Raw genomic sequence first — 14,628 nt, 5'->3', positions numbered from 1 at the left:
TTCCCTTCTGTCGGTCGTCGGTCGGCGGGGCGGTGCGTCAGCCGGGCGCGGCGCGCACGGCCTGCACCAGTCCGGTGGTGGAGCGTCCCGGCAGCAGCGGCAGGCACACCACCTCGCCGCCGTGGCGGCGCACCACCGGGGTCTCGGGCAGGTCGTCGGCGGTGTAGTCGCCGCCCTTGACCCACACGTCGGGGCGGAGGCGCTCCAGCGCCGCCAGCGGGGTCGGCTCGTCGAAGACCCACACCGCGTCCACGCACTCCAGCGCCGACAGCACGTGCGCGCGGTCGTGCTGGCCGACCAGGGGACGGCCCGGCCCCTTCAGGGCGCGCACCGAGGCGTCGCCGTTGAGGCAGACGACGAGGCAGTCGCCCAGGGAGCGGGCCCGGCGCAGCAGGCTGACGTGTCCGGCGTGCAGCACGTCGAAGCAGCCGCCCGCGGCGACGACGCGCCCGCCCCGGGCGCGGGTCTCCTCGGCCACGGCCAGCGCGTCGCCGCCGGGCACCGCCGTCGGCGCGGCGGGCGTCCGGCCGGTTCCGGTGCGGCCGACGGCGGCCGCGCCGCCCGCGCGCACGAACCCGGTGGCCGCGGCCACGGCCCGCGCCACGGCCCGGTCCGCGGGGTGGCCGTCGGCCAGGGCGGCGGCGGCGTGCGCGGCGAAGGCGTCACCCGCGCCGCAGACGTCGCCCGCGCCGGGCAGCGGGTCGGCGGGCACGTGCCGGACGCCGCCCCGCGCGTCCGCCCACACCGCGCCGCGCGCGCCGAGGGTGACCGCCACCGAGTCGCACCGCCAGTGCCGCGCCAGCCGTGCCGCCCGGCGCGCGGCGGCGGGCACGCCGCCGGCCCGCGCCTCGGCCGCGTTGGGCGTGGCCAGCCGCGTCCCGGGCACCGGGGGGCCGCCGCGCGGGTGCGGGTCCCACACGACCGGCACGGTCCCGGCGAGGCCGGCGAGCAGGCCGCGCACCCCGGCGAGGTCGGCGAGGCCGCGGCCGTAGTCGGAGACCAGGACCGCCGCCGCGCCGTCGACGGCCTCGGCGAGCCGGTCGGCCGCGGCGGGGGGCGCGGCGCGGCCCGCCCCCTCGTCGAGGCGCGCCACGGTGCGCCCGTCGGCGCGGACGCGGGTCTTGACGGGGGTGCGTCCCAGCAGGGGCAGGGCCACCACGGCCACCGCGTCGTCCAGCAGTGCGGCGAGGCGCTGCCCGGCGGCGTCGCGGCCGAGCGCGGTGACCAGCACCACGGGGCGGTGGTGCCGGGCGGCGCACCACGCGGCCAGGGCGGCCCCGCCGGGGCGGTGCCGGGCGCGGGCGTCCTCCACCACGGGCGCGCCGGGCGCGTCCGGGCAGTCGCGCCGGGAGGTGCCGTCCAGGTCCACGTCGAGCAGGGCGTCGCCGACCACCACCAGCGGCCCGGTCCGCGCCGTCACCGGTACGCCTCCCCGTCGCCGTTGCCCGCGACCCGGGCCAGCGGCCCGGCGGGGGCCAGGGCCGCGTCCACGGTCTCGCAGAACAGGTGGACGAGGGCGAGGTGGACCTCCTGGACGGTGGCGGCGCGGGCGGCGGGCACCGCCACGGCCTCGTCGCTGGCGGCGGCCAGCGCGCTGGGCGCGGCCCCGGTCAGCGCCCAGCAGGTGACACCGAGTTCCCGGGCGGCCAGCGCCGCCGCGATGACGTTGGCGCTGGCGCCGCTGGTGGACAGGCACACCAGCAGGTCGCCGGGGCGGGCGTGGGCGCGCAGCTGCCGGGCGTAGACCTGCCGGTAGCCGTAGTCGTTGGCGATGGCGGTGAGGCTGGAGGTCTCGGCGTGCAGGGCGATGGCCGACAGGGGCCGGCGCTCGCCCTCGAACCGGCCGGTCAGCTCCGCGGTGAGGTGCTGGGCTTCGGCGGCGCTGCCCCCGTTGCCGCAGGCGAAGAGGCGGCGGCCGGAGCTGAGCGCGGCGGCGGCGGTGCGCCCCCACTCCTCGACCCGTGCGGCGTCGGTGGCCGCCAGGGCCTCCCGCAGTTCCGCCAGGCGGGCGTGCATGGCTACTCCCCTCCCGGACTGTTGGGCGCGGCCAGGGCGTGGGGGCGCGACGGCGCCTGCTCGGGGACGAGGAGGGGGCGGCCGGCCAGGCGCAGCGCCTCGGTGTAGCACTCCTCGGTGCCGCGGGCCACGGCCTCCCAGGAGAACCGGGCCGCGACCCGGTCCGCCCCGGCGATGCCGTAGCTCTCGGCGGCGACGACGTCGCCGAGCAGGAACCGCAGGTGCGCGCCGAGCGCGCCCGGGTCGCGGGGCGGCACGAGCAGTCCGGTGACCTCGTGCACCACGGTGTCGCGGTGGCCGCCGACGTCGGAGGCGACCACGGGGACGCCGCAGGCCATCGCCTCCACGGTGCTCATCCCGAACGGCTCGTACCAGGGGACGTTGACGGCGGCGTCGGCGGAGCGCAGCAGGGCCGGGACGTCCTCGCGGGCCACCCGGCCCAGGAAGCGCACCCGGTCGGCCACGCCCGTCTCGCGGGCGATCCGGTGCAGCCGCACCGCCTCGGGGTCGGTACGCAGCGCGGCGGCGTCGGGGCCGCCGGCGACGAGCAGTTCGGCGTCGGGGACCGCGGGCAGCGCCCGGATGACGGTGTCCACGCCCTTGCGCGGCACCAGGCGGCCCAGGCTGACCAGGCGCGGCCGCTCGCCGCGCGGCGCGCACGGCCCCTGGGGGGTGAAGCGCTCCGGGTCCACACCGCAGGGCACCACCCGGATGCGGGCGGGGTCCACCCCCCAGGAGCGCAGCTCCCGCTGCTCCTCGGTGGAGGTGGCCAGGACCAGGGCCGCGCCCAGCGCCACGGACCGCTCCGCGGCGATCCGCTCGGGCGGGCTGGTGTCGGCGGCCCCCTGGTGGCGGCGTTTGGTCACGCCGAGGGCGTGGAAGGTCTGCACGACGGCGACACCCGTGTCCCGGGCGGCGTGCAGGGCCGCCGCACCGCTCATCCAGAAGTGGGCGTGCACCACGTCGGGCGCGTCCCGGGCCCATGCGGCGCGCAGCCGCCGGGCGAACTCCGGCATGTGCGGCAGCAGGTCGTCCTTGCCGATCTCCACCGGGGGCCCCGCGGCCACGTGCCGCACCCGCACGCCGGGGCCCAGGGCCGCCTCCTCGGGGGCGTCCCCGTCGGTGCGGCGGGTGTACACCACCACCTCGTGCCCCCGCCGGGCCAACGCCAGGGAGAGCTCGGCCACGTGGACGTTCTGCCCTCCCGCGTCCTCTCCGCCGAGCGCCGCCAGCGGGCTGGCGTGCTCGGAGACCATGGCGATCCTCACCGTGTCACCTCCTGGAGCAGCCGGTCCCAGTCGGAGTGGAACCGGGCGAGTCCGTACCTGCGCAGGGCCGCCGCGCGGGCCGCCGCCCCCGTCGCGCGGGCGAGCCCGGGGTCGGCGAGGAAGTCGCGCAGCGCCGCGCACAGCCGGTCGATCCGGGTCGTGACGACGCCCGCCTCCGGCGGCACCGCCTCGTGGGCCTCGGTGGTCCCCAGGACCGCCACGGGCAGGCCCAGCATCATCGCCTCGATCAGGGACAGGCCCAGCGACGTCCACCGGACCGGGTGGACGTAGGCGCGGCAGTGCGCGAGCCGCTCGTGCATGGCGTGCTGCGGCAGGTCCTCGTGGACGCGCAGCAGGTCCGGCGGCAGGCCCAGCCGGGCGGGCGCGTCGGCGACCCCCATGCCGAACAGGTCCAGCGGCGCGCTGCGCGCGATGCGCGGCAGCAGGTCGGTTCCGGTGGTCCGCCAGCGCCGCAGCGGTTCGTTGACCACCGCGCCCGCCCGGGCGCGGCGTCCGGTGTAGCGGTGGCCGGGGTCGGCGACGCCGTGCTCGACCACCGCGACCGGGGCGCGCCCGTTGTCCCAGAACAGCGCGTTGAAGTGGGTGACGTGCACGATCGTGACGTCGTCGCGGTCGGCCAGCGGGTGCCGGGTGTGCGGCACGTCGCCGCGGGGCGTGTTGTGCTCCACGTAGACCGCGGGCAGGTCGCGGCCGATACGGCGGCCCAGCAGGCGTTCGGCCAGGTCCAGTTCGTGCGGGCGCTGCGCGAGGACGAGGTCCACGTCGGTGTCGCGCAGCCGCTCCCAGGGCACCTCCACGGCGTTGTCCGGCCACGTCCAGGTGGCGGCGCGGCCCCGGCCGTCGGGGCCGCGGTCGGGGGTGACCGGCAGCAGGCACACGTGGCCGCCGTGCACGAACGACGTGGTCCACGAGCCGTGCACGTGCCACAGGAGGATGCGCAGGGTGCGGCGCGGCGCCGCGCCGCGGGCGGCCGCGGCGGGCGTCGGCGGGCGGTCTCCCAGCTGCGTCACCGGTCCTCCATCAGGTCGCGCACGGCCCGCACCACCTCGTCGGCGGTGACCGAGTTCAGGCAGGGGTGTCCGGGGACGGGGCACAGGCGGGCGCGGGTGTGGGCGCACCGCTGCGTCTGGTCGCCGAGCAGCCGCAGCCGGGTGCCGTAGGGCGCCCACGCCGAGGCGGGCACGACCGGGGAGAACAGCGACACCACGGGGGTGTGCACGGCGGCGGCCAGGTGGGCGGGGCCGGTGTTCCCGGCGACGAGCACCGCGGCGCGGTCCAGCACGTCGGCGAGCTCCGGCAGGTCGGTGCGTCCGGCCAGGTCCACGGCCCCGGCCTCCGCGACGGCCGCGGCGTCCGCCTTGTCCTCGGCGGAGGCGGTCACCACCACCCGGACGCCCGCGGCGGTCAGCGCCGCGGTGGTGTCGACGGCCAGCCGCAGCGGCAGCCGCCGCGCGGGCGCCGACGCGCCGACGTGCACCGCCACGTACCCGCCCGGCCCGGTCAGGCCGGTGGTGTCGGGCAGGGGGCGGCGCACCGCGAGCCGTCCGGCGTCGCCCTCGCCGAGCCGGTATCCGGCGGCTTCGGCCAGCGACAGCATCCGCTCCGCCTCGGGAATCCCGTCGGGGACGCGGTGCCGCAGGTCCAGCAGGCTTCCCGGGTAGTCGGTGCTGACCGCGCCGATCCACGGCACCCCGGCCAGCCGCAGCAGCAGCGCCAGCGGCAGCGGCGACTGGTGGAAGGAGGTGAGGATCAGCGCGGCGTCGGGGCGTTCGGCGCGCACCCGGGCGCACAGCGCCGCGACGGCGGCGCGGTCCACCGGCGGCGGGTCGGCGTCGATCCACGGCGCGCACCACTCGACGACCCGGTCCACGCCGGGCAGCATCCGACCCGCCGCAGCGCCCCGCGGCCCGGCCAGCAGCACCACCCGCCGGGCGGTGCGCGCCACCGCCCGGACGGCCGGACCGGCCAGCAGCACGTCGCCGAGGCTGTCCAGCCGCGCGACCAGGACGGTCGGGCCGCCGGCCCCGTCCCGTCCCCCCGCCGCGCGGCGCTGCGGCACGGGCGTGCGGCGCGGCGGGGGCGGGACGCGCCGCCGGGCGGGCGGGGCCGCGGCGGGTCGGCGGCCCACCGCGGACCGGCTCTGCGGCCGCGGGTCCGCCCGGACCGCGTCGGCCTGCTGCGGGGTCAGCCGCGTGACGGAAACCACACCCGTTCCTCCGCTCTGTCGGGTACGTGCGCGTCGACCAGCAGCCGCACGGCGCCGAGCAGGTCGGTCGCCGTGCGCGGCGCGGCCCGCCGTTCGGCGTCGAGGGTGGCGGGGGTGGGCACGAGCACGCCGCGGGCCCCGGCCGCCGCGGCGGCGGCCATGTCGGCGCCGATGTCGCCGACGACCGCGCAGTCGCGGGGGCGCAGGCCCAGCGCGGCGGCGGCGTCCTCGACCATGCCGGGGGCGGGTTTGCGGCAGCGGCAGCGGTCCTCCTCGGCGTGCGGGCAGACCCGCCACACGTCGAAGGGGCCGAGGAGCGCGTCGACGCGGGCGTTGACCGCGTCGACCTGGGCGCGGGTGAGCAGGCCCCGCGCGATCCCCGACTGGTTGGTGACCACCCCCACCCGCAGGCCCGCGCGGCGGGCCAGCGCCACGGCGGCGCGGGCGGTGGGGCGGGGGCGCACCTTCTCGGGGTCGCCGTTGTAGGGCACGTCCTCCACGAGGGTGCCGTCGCGGTCGAACAGGACCGCCCGCAGCGGGGGCTCGGCCCCGGCCAGGCGGGCGGCGCGCAGTTCGCCGTACAGCCGCTGCGCGCACGCCAGCGGCGGGATGAGGGCGCTGGTGACGGCCATGTCGGTGACCTCGGCGGCGGTGCGCGGCCCGGGGCTGGTGCGCCGCCACGCGAACTCGGCGGTGCGGGCCAGCCACAGCCCGCCCAGCACCGCACTGAGGCGGCGGCGTCCCGCGACGGCGGCGGCCAGGCCCGCGGCCAGGACCGCGGTGGTCGCCGCGTGCCGGCGGAGCCGGCCGGGCGCCTCCCCCACGCGGTCGCGCCAGCGCGGCCCGTGCAGCCGCCGCATCAGCGCGTCGTCGGCGTTGCCGCGCTGCGCGCGCAGGCTCGCCCAGCGTCCGCCCGGCCGCGGCGGGTGCGCACACACCCGTGCGCCGCGCACCAGGCGGTACCCGGCGTCCAGGACGCGCAGCGCCAGGTCGGTGTCCTCCCGGTAGGCGCGGGGGAAGCGGGGGTCGAACCCGCCGGCCCGGTGCAGGGCGGTGCGCCGGTAGGCCATGTCGGCGGTGATCCAGCGGGCGCCGCGCAGTCCCAGGGCGGCGCGTTCGGCGTCGGTGGGGCGGTGCCCGTCCGGCAGCGGCACCTCGATGCGGCCCTGGCTGCCCGCCACGTCGTCAGGCAGGTCCGCCAGGTCGGCGCGGAGCCGCCGCGGCCAGTCCGCAGGCGGCTCCACGTCGTCGTCGAGGAACACCACCCACGCGGCGTCGGTGGCGCGCCAGCCCACCTCCCGGGCCACGGCGGGGCCGTGGCCGCCGGACCGCAGCAGGCGCAGCAGCGGCGCGTCGGGCAGCACCAGCGGCTCCGCGTCCGGGTCGGGCCGGTCGTCGACCACGACGATTTCGGCCGGCGCGTCCTCGGGGGCGGCCTCCAGCAGGGGGCGCAGCACCCGTCGCAGGCTGGGGCGTCCCACGGTGGGGACGACCACCGCGTAGTCGGTCCGCGGCACGGGTCAGCCCCTTCCGTGCCGTCGGACGACGTAGGGGCCGAGGACGAGCAGGTCCACGGGCGCGGAGCCGAAGCACTCCAGCGCGTCGTGCGGGGAGTCCACCATGGGCCGTCCCGCCGTGTTGAGGCTGGTGTTGACCAGGACCGGCAGTCCGGTGCGGGCCTCGAAACGCTCCAGCAGGCGGGCGAGGAGCGGTTCGGCGGCGGCGTCCACGGTCTGCACGCGGGCGGTCCCGTCGACGTGCACCACGGCGGGGATGCGGTCGCGCCACGCGGGCGCCACGTCGTGCACGAACAGCATGTACGGGCTGGGCAGCGGCCCGCGGCTGAAGACGTCGGCGGCCCGCTCGGCCAGCACCATCGGCGCCACGGGCCGGAACTGCTCGCGGCCCTTGACCCGGTTGAGGCGTTCCGGGTTGGCGGCGTCGCCGGGGTGGGCGAGCAGGGAGCGGTGCCCCAGGGCGCGCGGCCCGAACTCGGCGCGGCCCTGGAACCAGGCGACGAGCCTGTTGTCGGCCAGCGCCGCGGCGACCGTGTCGGCGAGGTCGGCGGGGCGTTCGTGGGCGACGTCGGCCTGCGCCAGGACCGCGGCGAGCTCCGCGTCGGTCCAGGAGCGGCCCAGGTCGGCGCCGCGCATCGGGGTGATCGGCTCCCCCGCCTCGGCGGCGAGGTGCAGCGCGCAGCCCAGCGCCGTGCCCGCGTCGCCCGCGGCGGGCTGCACCCACACGTCGGTGAACGGGCCCTCCGCGGCGATCCGCGTGTTGGCCACGCAGTTGAGCGCCACCCCGCCCGCCAGGGTCAGCCGGGACTGCCCGGTGCGTTCGTGCAGCCAGCCGAGGACGTCCAGCAGCACCTCCTCCAGGCGGCGCTGCACGCTGGCGGCCAGGTCGGCGTGGTCGGCGGTGTACTCCTGGTCGGGGTCGCGGCGCTTGGCGAGGGCGCCCCAGTCGACGTCGGCGACGTGGATGCGCCCGCCGCCCTCGTAGCGGACCAGGTCGCGCAGTTCGGCGAGCATGCGGGGGCGGCCGTAGGAGGCCAGCGCCATCACCTTGTACTCGTCGCTGGAGCGGCGGAACCCCAGGTGCTCGGTGAGGTCCTCGTACATCAGCCCCAGGGAGTGCGGCAGCTCCTGGCGGACCAGCACCTCCAGCTCGCCGCCGGTGTAGACCCCGGCCAGGTGGGAGGCGGCCTCGCCGCGGCCGTCGGCGACGAACACGGCGCTGTCGGCGCTGCCGCCCGCGGGCGGGGCGGCCAGCCCCGCGGAGGCGGCGTGCGCCACGTGGTGCGGGATGTGCCGCACCCGGGCCGGGTCCAGGCCGGGCAGGGCGGCGGCCAGGAACGCGGGGGCGCGGCGGGCGTAGAGGGTGCGCAGCCTCTCCCAGGGCGGGTCCTGTCCGGGGCCGTCGGGCACCACGAGGGCGGGATCGTAGGAGTAGCCGACGGCGTCGAGCTCCTCGGCGCGCAGCCCGGCCTCGGCCAGGCACCACCGCATGGCCTGGACGGGCAGCTCCCACGCGGAGAACGGCACGGCCTCCTTGCCGTGCTTGCGCCTGCTGAACCGCTCCTCTTCGGCCGCCGCCACGATCCTCCCGTCGACGACGAGCGCGGCTGCCGGATCGTGAAAAACGGCGTTGACGCCGAGGAATCGCATCAGGTCGTCCCCTCTCGCCTCGTAACGGAGCATCGACTACCAGGAGAAGCGCTTCTCAAACACTGCGTCGCCAACCCCGCCAAAACGGGCACGACCAGCGGTGCCGGGGTAGGGCGGGGCGGGGCCGGGGTAGGGGCGGGACATGGGCACTTCGTCCGGGACGCCCGGGGCGCGCATCCGGGTGGTGGAGGGTCTGGACGCGCTGGCGGCACTGGTCGGCGGGGCGGACCGGCCGCTGTACCTGCGCCACTCGCGGGGGCCGGACGCCGACGCGGCCGAGACCAGCCGGGACTACGAGAGCGGTCTGGCGCTGCCGGGGCTGTCGGCGACCGTGCTGACCCCGCAGCCGTGGTGGACCCGCCCCTCGCCGACTGGCTGGCCCGCCAGATCTGCACGTACGTGGAGCTCACCGACGCGGCGGACGACCGCGCCGCCTGGGTGCTGTCGGGCCGGGTCGTCGGCCGCGGCCCCGACCACGAGCCGCTGCTGGCCGACGCGGTGCCGGTGGCCCGGCTGTCGCGGGCCGCGGTGGACCAGGCCCGCGACCGCTACGCCGCGCGCTTCGACGTGGGCCGCGGCTCCGCGGACTGCCCCGGGCCGGGCCGTCCCCGGCCGCCGGGAGCGCTGCCGCGCCCCCGGCGGCCGGGCGGGCCTCACCCGGTGGCGGGGCTCCCGCCGCGGGCCTTGGCCCTGGTCCGTTCCCGGGTCTCGTCCCGGGGACGGGGCACCTCCATGACGGGGCGGTCCTTGGGGCGGCGCACCCGCACCACCCCGTTGCGCACCGACACCTCCATCATCGGCTGGGCCGCGGTGGCCGGGCCGTGGACCACCACGCCGTCGGCGGCGCGGAAGGTGCTGCCGTGCCAGGGGCAGCGGATGCAGTCCCCGTCGACGATCTCCCCCTGGTCCAGCGGCCCGCCCAGGTGGGCGCAGACGCCCACGAGCGCGCGGACCTGGCCGCCGGTGCGCACCACCGCCAGCGGCACCTCGCCGACGTCGGCGCGGGTGGGCCTGCCCTCCGGGAAGTCCTCGACCCGGCCGATCTCCTGCCAGTCGGACGGCATCCGGTCGATCAGGTAGTCGGCGCGGTTGGCTCCGCTGGCCCGGTAGTAGGACAGGTGGCCGCCGAGCATCCCGCCGACCGCGACGGCGCCCATGCCCATCGCGCCGAGCAGCGCCCCCATCGGGTGCTGCCCCCGGGAGCGCGCCAGCGAGGACAGTCCGAACAGCGCGATGCCCGCGCCGTTGGTCAGCGCGTGGACCACGCCGGTGCGCTGCTGGCGCTCGTGCTGCCGGGTCAGGTCCACCCACCCGGCCACCGCCGTCGGGACGGCCGCCAGCAGGCCGACGTTGACCAGCAGGTGCGCCGAGCGGCGCAGCCCGGGACCGCTGCCGGGCACCATGTCCAGCAGCGTCGCCGACAGCCACGCGCCGATCGGCACCTGCACCAGCACCGGGTGCGCCGGGTGGCCGAGGGGCACGCCGTGCAGCAGGTCACGGGCCTTGCCCCCCTCGGGTATGGCGCGGTCCACCAGCTGTTTGGCGAAGGCCGCGATCCGGTCCAGGCGCTCGTACCGCTCGATCTTGCGAATGGGTTCACCGAGTCTCATGGGCGCCCGGCTACCCGGGAGGCGGTCACCCCAACCCGCCGTTTTCGGCCAAGATCGTGCCGGGGGCCGCGGCGCCGGGCCAAGGTTTGCCCCGCGCCCGTTTCGGTAGGCGTGCCGCATGGCAGAAGACCGCGCTACCCCGCCCGCCGTCGCCGTTCCCCGGCCTTCCGGTCCCGACCGGGAGCGGCCGATCCTGCTGGTGCTGCGCGCGCTGGGGCTCGGCGACTTCGCGACGGCGGTCCCCGCGCTGCGCGCGCTGGACCGCGCCTTCCCCGGGCACCGCCGCATCCTGGCGGGCCCCGACTCCTACGACGACCTGCTCGCGCTGGCCGGCCTGGCCTGGGAGACCGTCACCGTGGACGGTCCGCACACCCCGCCGTGGAACGGGCTGGACCCCCCGGACCTGGCGATCAACCTGCACGGCCGCGGCCCGCAGAGCGTGCGCGCCCTGGCCGCGCTGCGCCCCCGGCGGCTGTGGACGCACCGCGGGACGGAGCAGGCGGCCGCGCGGGGCCCGGACTGGGTCGACGACCTGCACGAGGTGGACCGCTGGTGCCGGCTGCTGTCCTACCACGGCGTCCCCGTGGACCCCGAGGACCTGCGCTGGCCCGCCCCCGTGGGCGGCGCGGCCCCCGCCGAGACGGCCGTGGTCCACCCGGGGGCGGCGTCCGCGTCCCGCCGCTGGCCGGAGCTGCGGTTCGCCGAGGTCGCCCGGCACCTGCGGGAGCGCGGCCTGCGGGTGGCGGTCACCGGCTCCGCCGAGGAGCACCGGACCGCCGAGCGCGTCGCCCGGGTGGCGGGGCTGGTCCCGCAGGACAACGTGGCGGGCGCCACCGGGCTGTCCCAGCTCGCGGCGCTCGTGGCGGGCGCGCGCCTGGTGGTCAGCGGCGACACCGGGGTGGCGCACCTGGCGACCGCCTACGGCACCCCGTCGGTGGTGCTGTTCGGCCCCTGCCCGCCCGGGCTGTGGGGGCCGCGGATCGACACCGACCGGCACCGCTGCCTGTGGGCGGGCACCACCGGCGACCCGCACGCCGACCGCATCGACCCGGGCCTGGCGTCCATCACCGCCGACGAGGTACTGGCGGCCTGCGACGACCTGCTCGCCGCGAGCCTGCGGTGACGGCGCGGCCGGGGCTGCCCGGTCACTGCCGGGCCCGGCGGGTGCGGGAGCGGTTCTCCCTGCGCAGCGCGTCCACCAGCTCGTCCTTGTCCATCGTGGAGCGGCCGGGGATGTCCAGTTCCCGGGCGCGTTCGTACAGGTGCCGGCGGGAGGCTTTGGCGTCCACGCCCTCGGCGGTCCCGGTGTCGCCGCCCCGCCCGGCGCGGGGGTTGGCGGCCTGCCGGTCCGACGGCCCGCTGTCCTCCTTGGCCTCCCAGTGGTCGCCGACCTTCTCGAACCGGTGCTTCAGCGCGGCGTAGGCGGTGCGGTGGGCGCGTTCGCCCTCGCCGTAGGTCTCGACCGCCGCGTCGTGCGCCTCGGACCAGGTGTGCTGGGCCTCCTCGGAGGAGCGCCGCAGCGTGCCGGGCAGTTCGTCCCTGGCGGGCATGTCCCTCACCTCTCTGCTGTCGTGTCCGGACCCCGCGGGTCCTCGACCGCGCCGCGGACCGGCCTCGCCGCGGACCGGCGCGGCCGCCGCATCCGGCGCAGCACGGCGGCCAGCGCACAGCCGTACACCAGGTGCGCCGCCGCCATGACGGCCGTGCGGGCGGGCGCGTCGCGGTGCGCGGGCGGCTGCACGGTCACCCGCGGCACCCAGCCCTCGTAGCTGGCCAGCCACACCCCCAGCCCGTAGGCCAGGCCGGTGCGGACGCGGGGCGGCCGTCCGCCGGTCAGCACGCCGAAGACGGCGCCCGCCGCCGTGCCGAACCCCCCGTGCGCCACGGCGGTCGCGAGGTTCTCCCCGGGGCGGGGGGTGTACTCCCGTCCGCCGGGCAGGAAGCGGCGGGTCAGCAGTTTCGGCGGCAGCCGTCCGACCCGGCCCTCCCCGCGGGCGGCCGCCATGACGGCGCTCATGGCCGCCGTCGCCGCGAGCCCCGCCACCGCCCCCTGCACGGCCGACCTCACCACACCCATGCTCTCCTCCCCGGCACCGGCCGATGTCGCGTCCTCGTCTCCGCGGCTACCGACCAGAGCGGCCGGCAAACCCCGCGGCTCCGGGCGGGGCGTGTTTGCGGCCGGACGTGTTCGGTAGCGGAACCGGACACGGACGTCGGATCCGCAGCAGCCACGGGAGGCAGACATGGCGCACAACCGCCTCGGCGGTGACACCGCCGAACTGTGGACGCGTTTCCACGAACTCGTCAACATGACCGGTCACGAACTGCGCTCCTGGCTGTTGACGGAGGCCTCGGGGCCGGAGGGCTTCGCCTCCGACCCCTCGCTGGACCTCGACGTCAGCGGGCGGGACGTCGTCCACGTGCTGAACAAGCGGCGCACCGACCTGACCGACGAGGACGTGCAGACCATGCGCGCCGTGGTGGACGAGGTGTCGTCGCTGCTGGTGGAGCCGCGCCCGGACGACGAGACCTGGCGGCGCACCCTGATGAGCCTGGGCCACGACCCGCTCAAACCCGACTCGCCCCGCCCCGGGGAGGACCCGGAGATCAGCGGGTAGCGGCATGCCGCACGACCGCGTCCGACGACCAGGAAGGCGAACCGTGACACTCTCCCCGCCCCGCGCGTCCCGCACCGAGCGGGCACGGATCGGCGCCGCCCTGCTGCTGCCCACCCTGCTGCGGGGGGTCGTCGTCCGGCGCCCCGGCGGCGTGGCCGCGGCCGACGCGCTGGACGCCGACCGGCACGCGGTGCAGACGCTGCGGCGGCTGCGCGCCGCCCACGGCCCCGGACCGGTCCGCGCGGACCTGTTCGGCCGGCGTGCGGTCCTGCTGCTCACCCCCGGCCAGGTGCGCCGGGTGCTGGCCGGCTCCCCCGAGCCGTTCTCCCCGGCCAGCCTGGAGAAGCGGGGTGCGCTCGGGCACTTCCAGCCGCACGGGGTGCTCATCTCCCAGGGGGTGGAGCGGCAGCGGCGGCGGGAGTTCCACGAGGCGGCGCTGGAGACCGGCCGCCGGGTGCACTCCCTGGCCGGCTCCTTCCTGCCGGTGCTCCGCGAGGAGGTCGAAGTCCTGGACCGCGCCCTGGGCGCCGACGGCGAACTGACCTGGTCCCGGTTCGCGCCGTCGCTGTGGAACGCGATCCGGGCCGTCGTGCTGGGCGGGGCGGCCCGCGACGACCGGAGGCTCACCGACCTGCTGGCGCGGCTGCGTTCCGACGCCAACTGGTTCTACCTGCGGCCGCGGCGCGAACGGCTGCGCGCCCGGTTCGACGAACGGCTCCGCGGCCACCTGGACCGGCCCGACCCGCACAGCCTGGCGGGCGCGTTCGCCGAGGACGCGCCGGGCGGCGTCGACGCGGCCGGGCAGGTGCCGCACTGGCTGTTCGCGTTCGACGCCGCCGTGATCACCGCCTTCCGCGCGCTCGCGCTGCTCGCCGCGCACCCCGAGCAGGCGGAGGCGGTGCGCGCCGAACTCGGCGGGCACAACCCCGCCTCGGCGGAGGGAGTGGCCCGGCTGGAGCGGCTGCGGGCCACCGTGCTGGAGGCGGTCCGGCTGTGGCCGACCACGCCGGCCCTCCTGCGGGACAGCACCGCCGACACCGAGTGGGACGGCGCGGTCGTCCCCGCGGGCACGACCTTCGTCGTCTTCAGCGCGTTCTTCCACCGCGACCCCGAGCGGCTGCCCTACGCCGACCGGTTCGCGCCACAGATCTGGCTGGACGGCACCGCCGAACGCGACGGGATGGTCCCGTTCAGCGGCGGCCCCGCCGAGTGCGCGGGCCGCGAACTGGTGCTGTTCACCGTCACCGCGCTGCTCGCCGCGCTGCTGGAGCGCCGCGAGGTGCGGCTGGTCGAACCCGCCGGACTGCGCCCGGACCGGCCGCTGCCCCACTCGCTCAACCACTTCGCCCTGCGCCTGGCCACCGGTCCCGTGCGGCTGCACGGCACGGGCGGGGACCGCACGCCGCTGCCGCGGCAGAGAACCGAAACCGTCCAGGAGGGAGCGACGACCATGTCCGACCCGACCTTCGTCGAGGTGCAGAAGGCCCTGTCCGGGATCGACTACCCGGCGGACCGGGACGCCCTCGTCAGCCACGCCCGCGAGCACGGGGCCGCCGACCGCGTCCTGGCGGCGCTGCGCGGCGTCGCCGACCGCCGCTACTCGGGCCCCGACGAGGTGAGCAGGGCGGTGTCGGAGGCCTCCGGGGGCCGCTGACCCGCCCGCGCTCCGGCGGGGCACGCCCGCGAGGGGCGCGCCCCGCTCCGCTGCGCGGCCCCGGTCGC

The 14,628-nt window shown here is 78.2% G+C and carries 13 protein-coding genes and 1 pseudogene; 4 read left to right on the top strand and 10 right to left on the bottom strand.

Going from position 1 to position 14,628, the window contains the following annotated elements:
- Positions 1-37: 37 nt before the first annotated feature.
- The 7 genes from FOF52_RS01130 to FOF52_RS01100 all read right to left on the bottom strand — a co-directional run bounded on the left by FOF52_RS01130 (position 38) and on the right by FOF52_RS01100 (position 8,678).
- Positions 38-1,420, bottom strand: coding sequence for a PfkB family carbohydrate kinase (locus tag FOF52_RS01130; protein WP_248591966.1), 1,383 nt, complete (start codon positions 1,418-1,420; stop codon positions 38-40).
- Entirely contained in the window at positions 1,417-2,016 is a 600-nt protein-coding gene (locus FOF52_RS01125; protein ID WP_248591965.1) for a D-sedoheptulose-7-phosphate isomerase, read from the bottom strand. Before FOF52_RS01125 ends, FOF52_RS01130 begins: the two co-directional genes overlap by 4 nt.
- Positions 2,017-2,018: 2 nt before the next feature.
- Positions 2,019-3,284: a glycosyltransferase gene (locus FOF52_RS01120; RefSeq protein ID WP_248591964.1), complete on the bottom strand. Its 1,266-nt coding sequence runs from the start codon at positions 3,282-3,284 to the stop codon at positions 2,019-2,021.
- Entirely contained in the window at positions 3,281-4,315 is a 1,035-nt protein-coding gene (locus FOF52_RS01115) for a glycosyltransferase (RefSeq protein WP_425265513.1), read from the bottom strand. Before FOF52_RS01115 ends, FOF52_RS01120 begins: the two co-directional genes overlap by 4 nt.
- Positions 4,312-5,364, bottom strand: coding sequence for a glycosyltransferase family 9 protein (locus tag FOF52_RS01110; RefSeq protein WP_248593708.1), 1,053 nt, complete (start codon positions 5,362-5,364; stop codon positions 4,312-4,314). The genes FOF52_RS01115 and FOF52_RS01110 overlap by 4 nt, the downstream gene beginning before the upstream one ends.
- A 125-nt stretch (positions 5,365-5,489) precedes the next feature.
- Positions 5,490-7,028, bottom strand: a complete 1,539-nt coding sequence (locus FOF52_RS01105) for an HAD-IIIA family hydrolase (protein ID WP_248591963.1) — start codon at positions 7,026-7,028, stop codon at positions 5,490-5,492.
- Between the two features lie 3 nt (positions 7,029-7,031).
- Entirely contained in the window at positions 7,032-8,678 is a 1,647-nt protein-coding gene (locus FOF52_RS01100; RefSeq protein WP_248591962.1) for a carbamoyltransferase family protein, read from the bottom strand.
- 142 nt (positions 8,679-8,820) lie between these two features.
- Here FOF52_RS01100 and FOF52_RS22080 point away from each other — a divergent pair.
- A pseudogene (locus FOF52_RS22080) lies at positions 8,821-9,224 on the top strand (DUF6098 family protein); the annotation flags it as partial.
- A 107-nt stretch (positions 9,225-9,331) separates the two neighbouring features.
- Here FOF52_RS22080 and FOF52_RS01095 read toward each other — a convergent pair.
- On the bottom strand, positions 9,332-10,288 hold the full coding sequence (locus FOF52_RS01095; RefSeq protein WP_248591961.1) for a Rieske (2Fe-2S) protein: 957 nt from the start codon (positions 10,286-10,288) through the stop codon (positions 9,332-9,334).
- A gap of 118 nt (positions 10,289-10,406) precedes the next feature.
- On the opposite strand from FOF52_RS01095, the gene FOF52_RS01090 reads away from it, so the two are divergent.
- Positions 10,407-11,411, top strand: coding sequence for a glycosyltransferase family 9 protein (locus tag FOF52_RS01090; protein ID WP_248591960.1), 1,005 nt, complete (start codon positions 10,407-10,409; stop codon positions 11,409-11,411).
- A 22-nt stretch (positions 11,412-11,433) separates the two neighbouring features.
- Here the strand turns inward: FOF52_RS01090 and FOF52_RS01085 are convergent, their stop codons facing one another.
- Positions 11,434-11,838: a ChaB family protein gene (locus FOF52_RS01085; protein WP_248591959.1), complete on the bottom strand. Its 405-nt coding sequence runs from the start codon at positions 11,836-11,838 to the stop codon at positions 11,434-11,436.
- A 5-nt stretch (positions 11,839-11,843) separates the two neighbouring features.
- Positions 11,844-12,365: a DUF1440 domain-containing protein gene (locus FOF52_RS01080; RefSeq protein ID WP_248591958.1), complete on the bottom strand. Its 522-nt coding sequence runs from the start codon at positions 12,363-12,365 to the stop codon at positions 11,844-11,846.
- Positions 12,366-12,531: 166 nt separating this feature from the next.
- Between FOF52_RS01080 and FOF52_RS01075 the strand changes: the two genes are divergently transcribed.
- Positions 12,532-12,906, top strand: coding sequence for a DUF3140 domain-containing protein (locus FOF52_RS01075; RefSeq protein WP_248591957.1), 375 nt, complete (start codon positions 12,532-12,534; stop codon positions 12,904-12,906).
- Between the two features lie 43 nt (positions 12,907-12,949).
- Positions 12,950-14,560: a cytochrome P450 gene (locus FOF52_RS01070; RefSeq protein ID WP_248591956.1), complete on the top strand. Its 1,611-nt coding sequence runs from the start codon at positions 12,950-12,952 to the stop codon at positions 14,558-14,560.
- Positions 14,561-14,628: the final 68 nt, after the last annotated feature.

The sequence above is a fragment of the Thermobifida alba genome (assembly GCF_023208015.1).
Taxonomy (GTDB): Bacteria; Actinomycetota; Actinomycetes; order Streptosporangiales; family Streptosporangiaceae; genus Thermobifida; species Thermobifida alba.
This window is presented reverse-complemented; position numbering and strand designations above follow the sequence as displayed.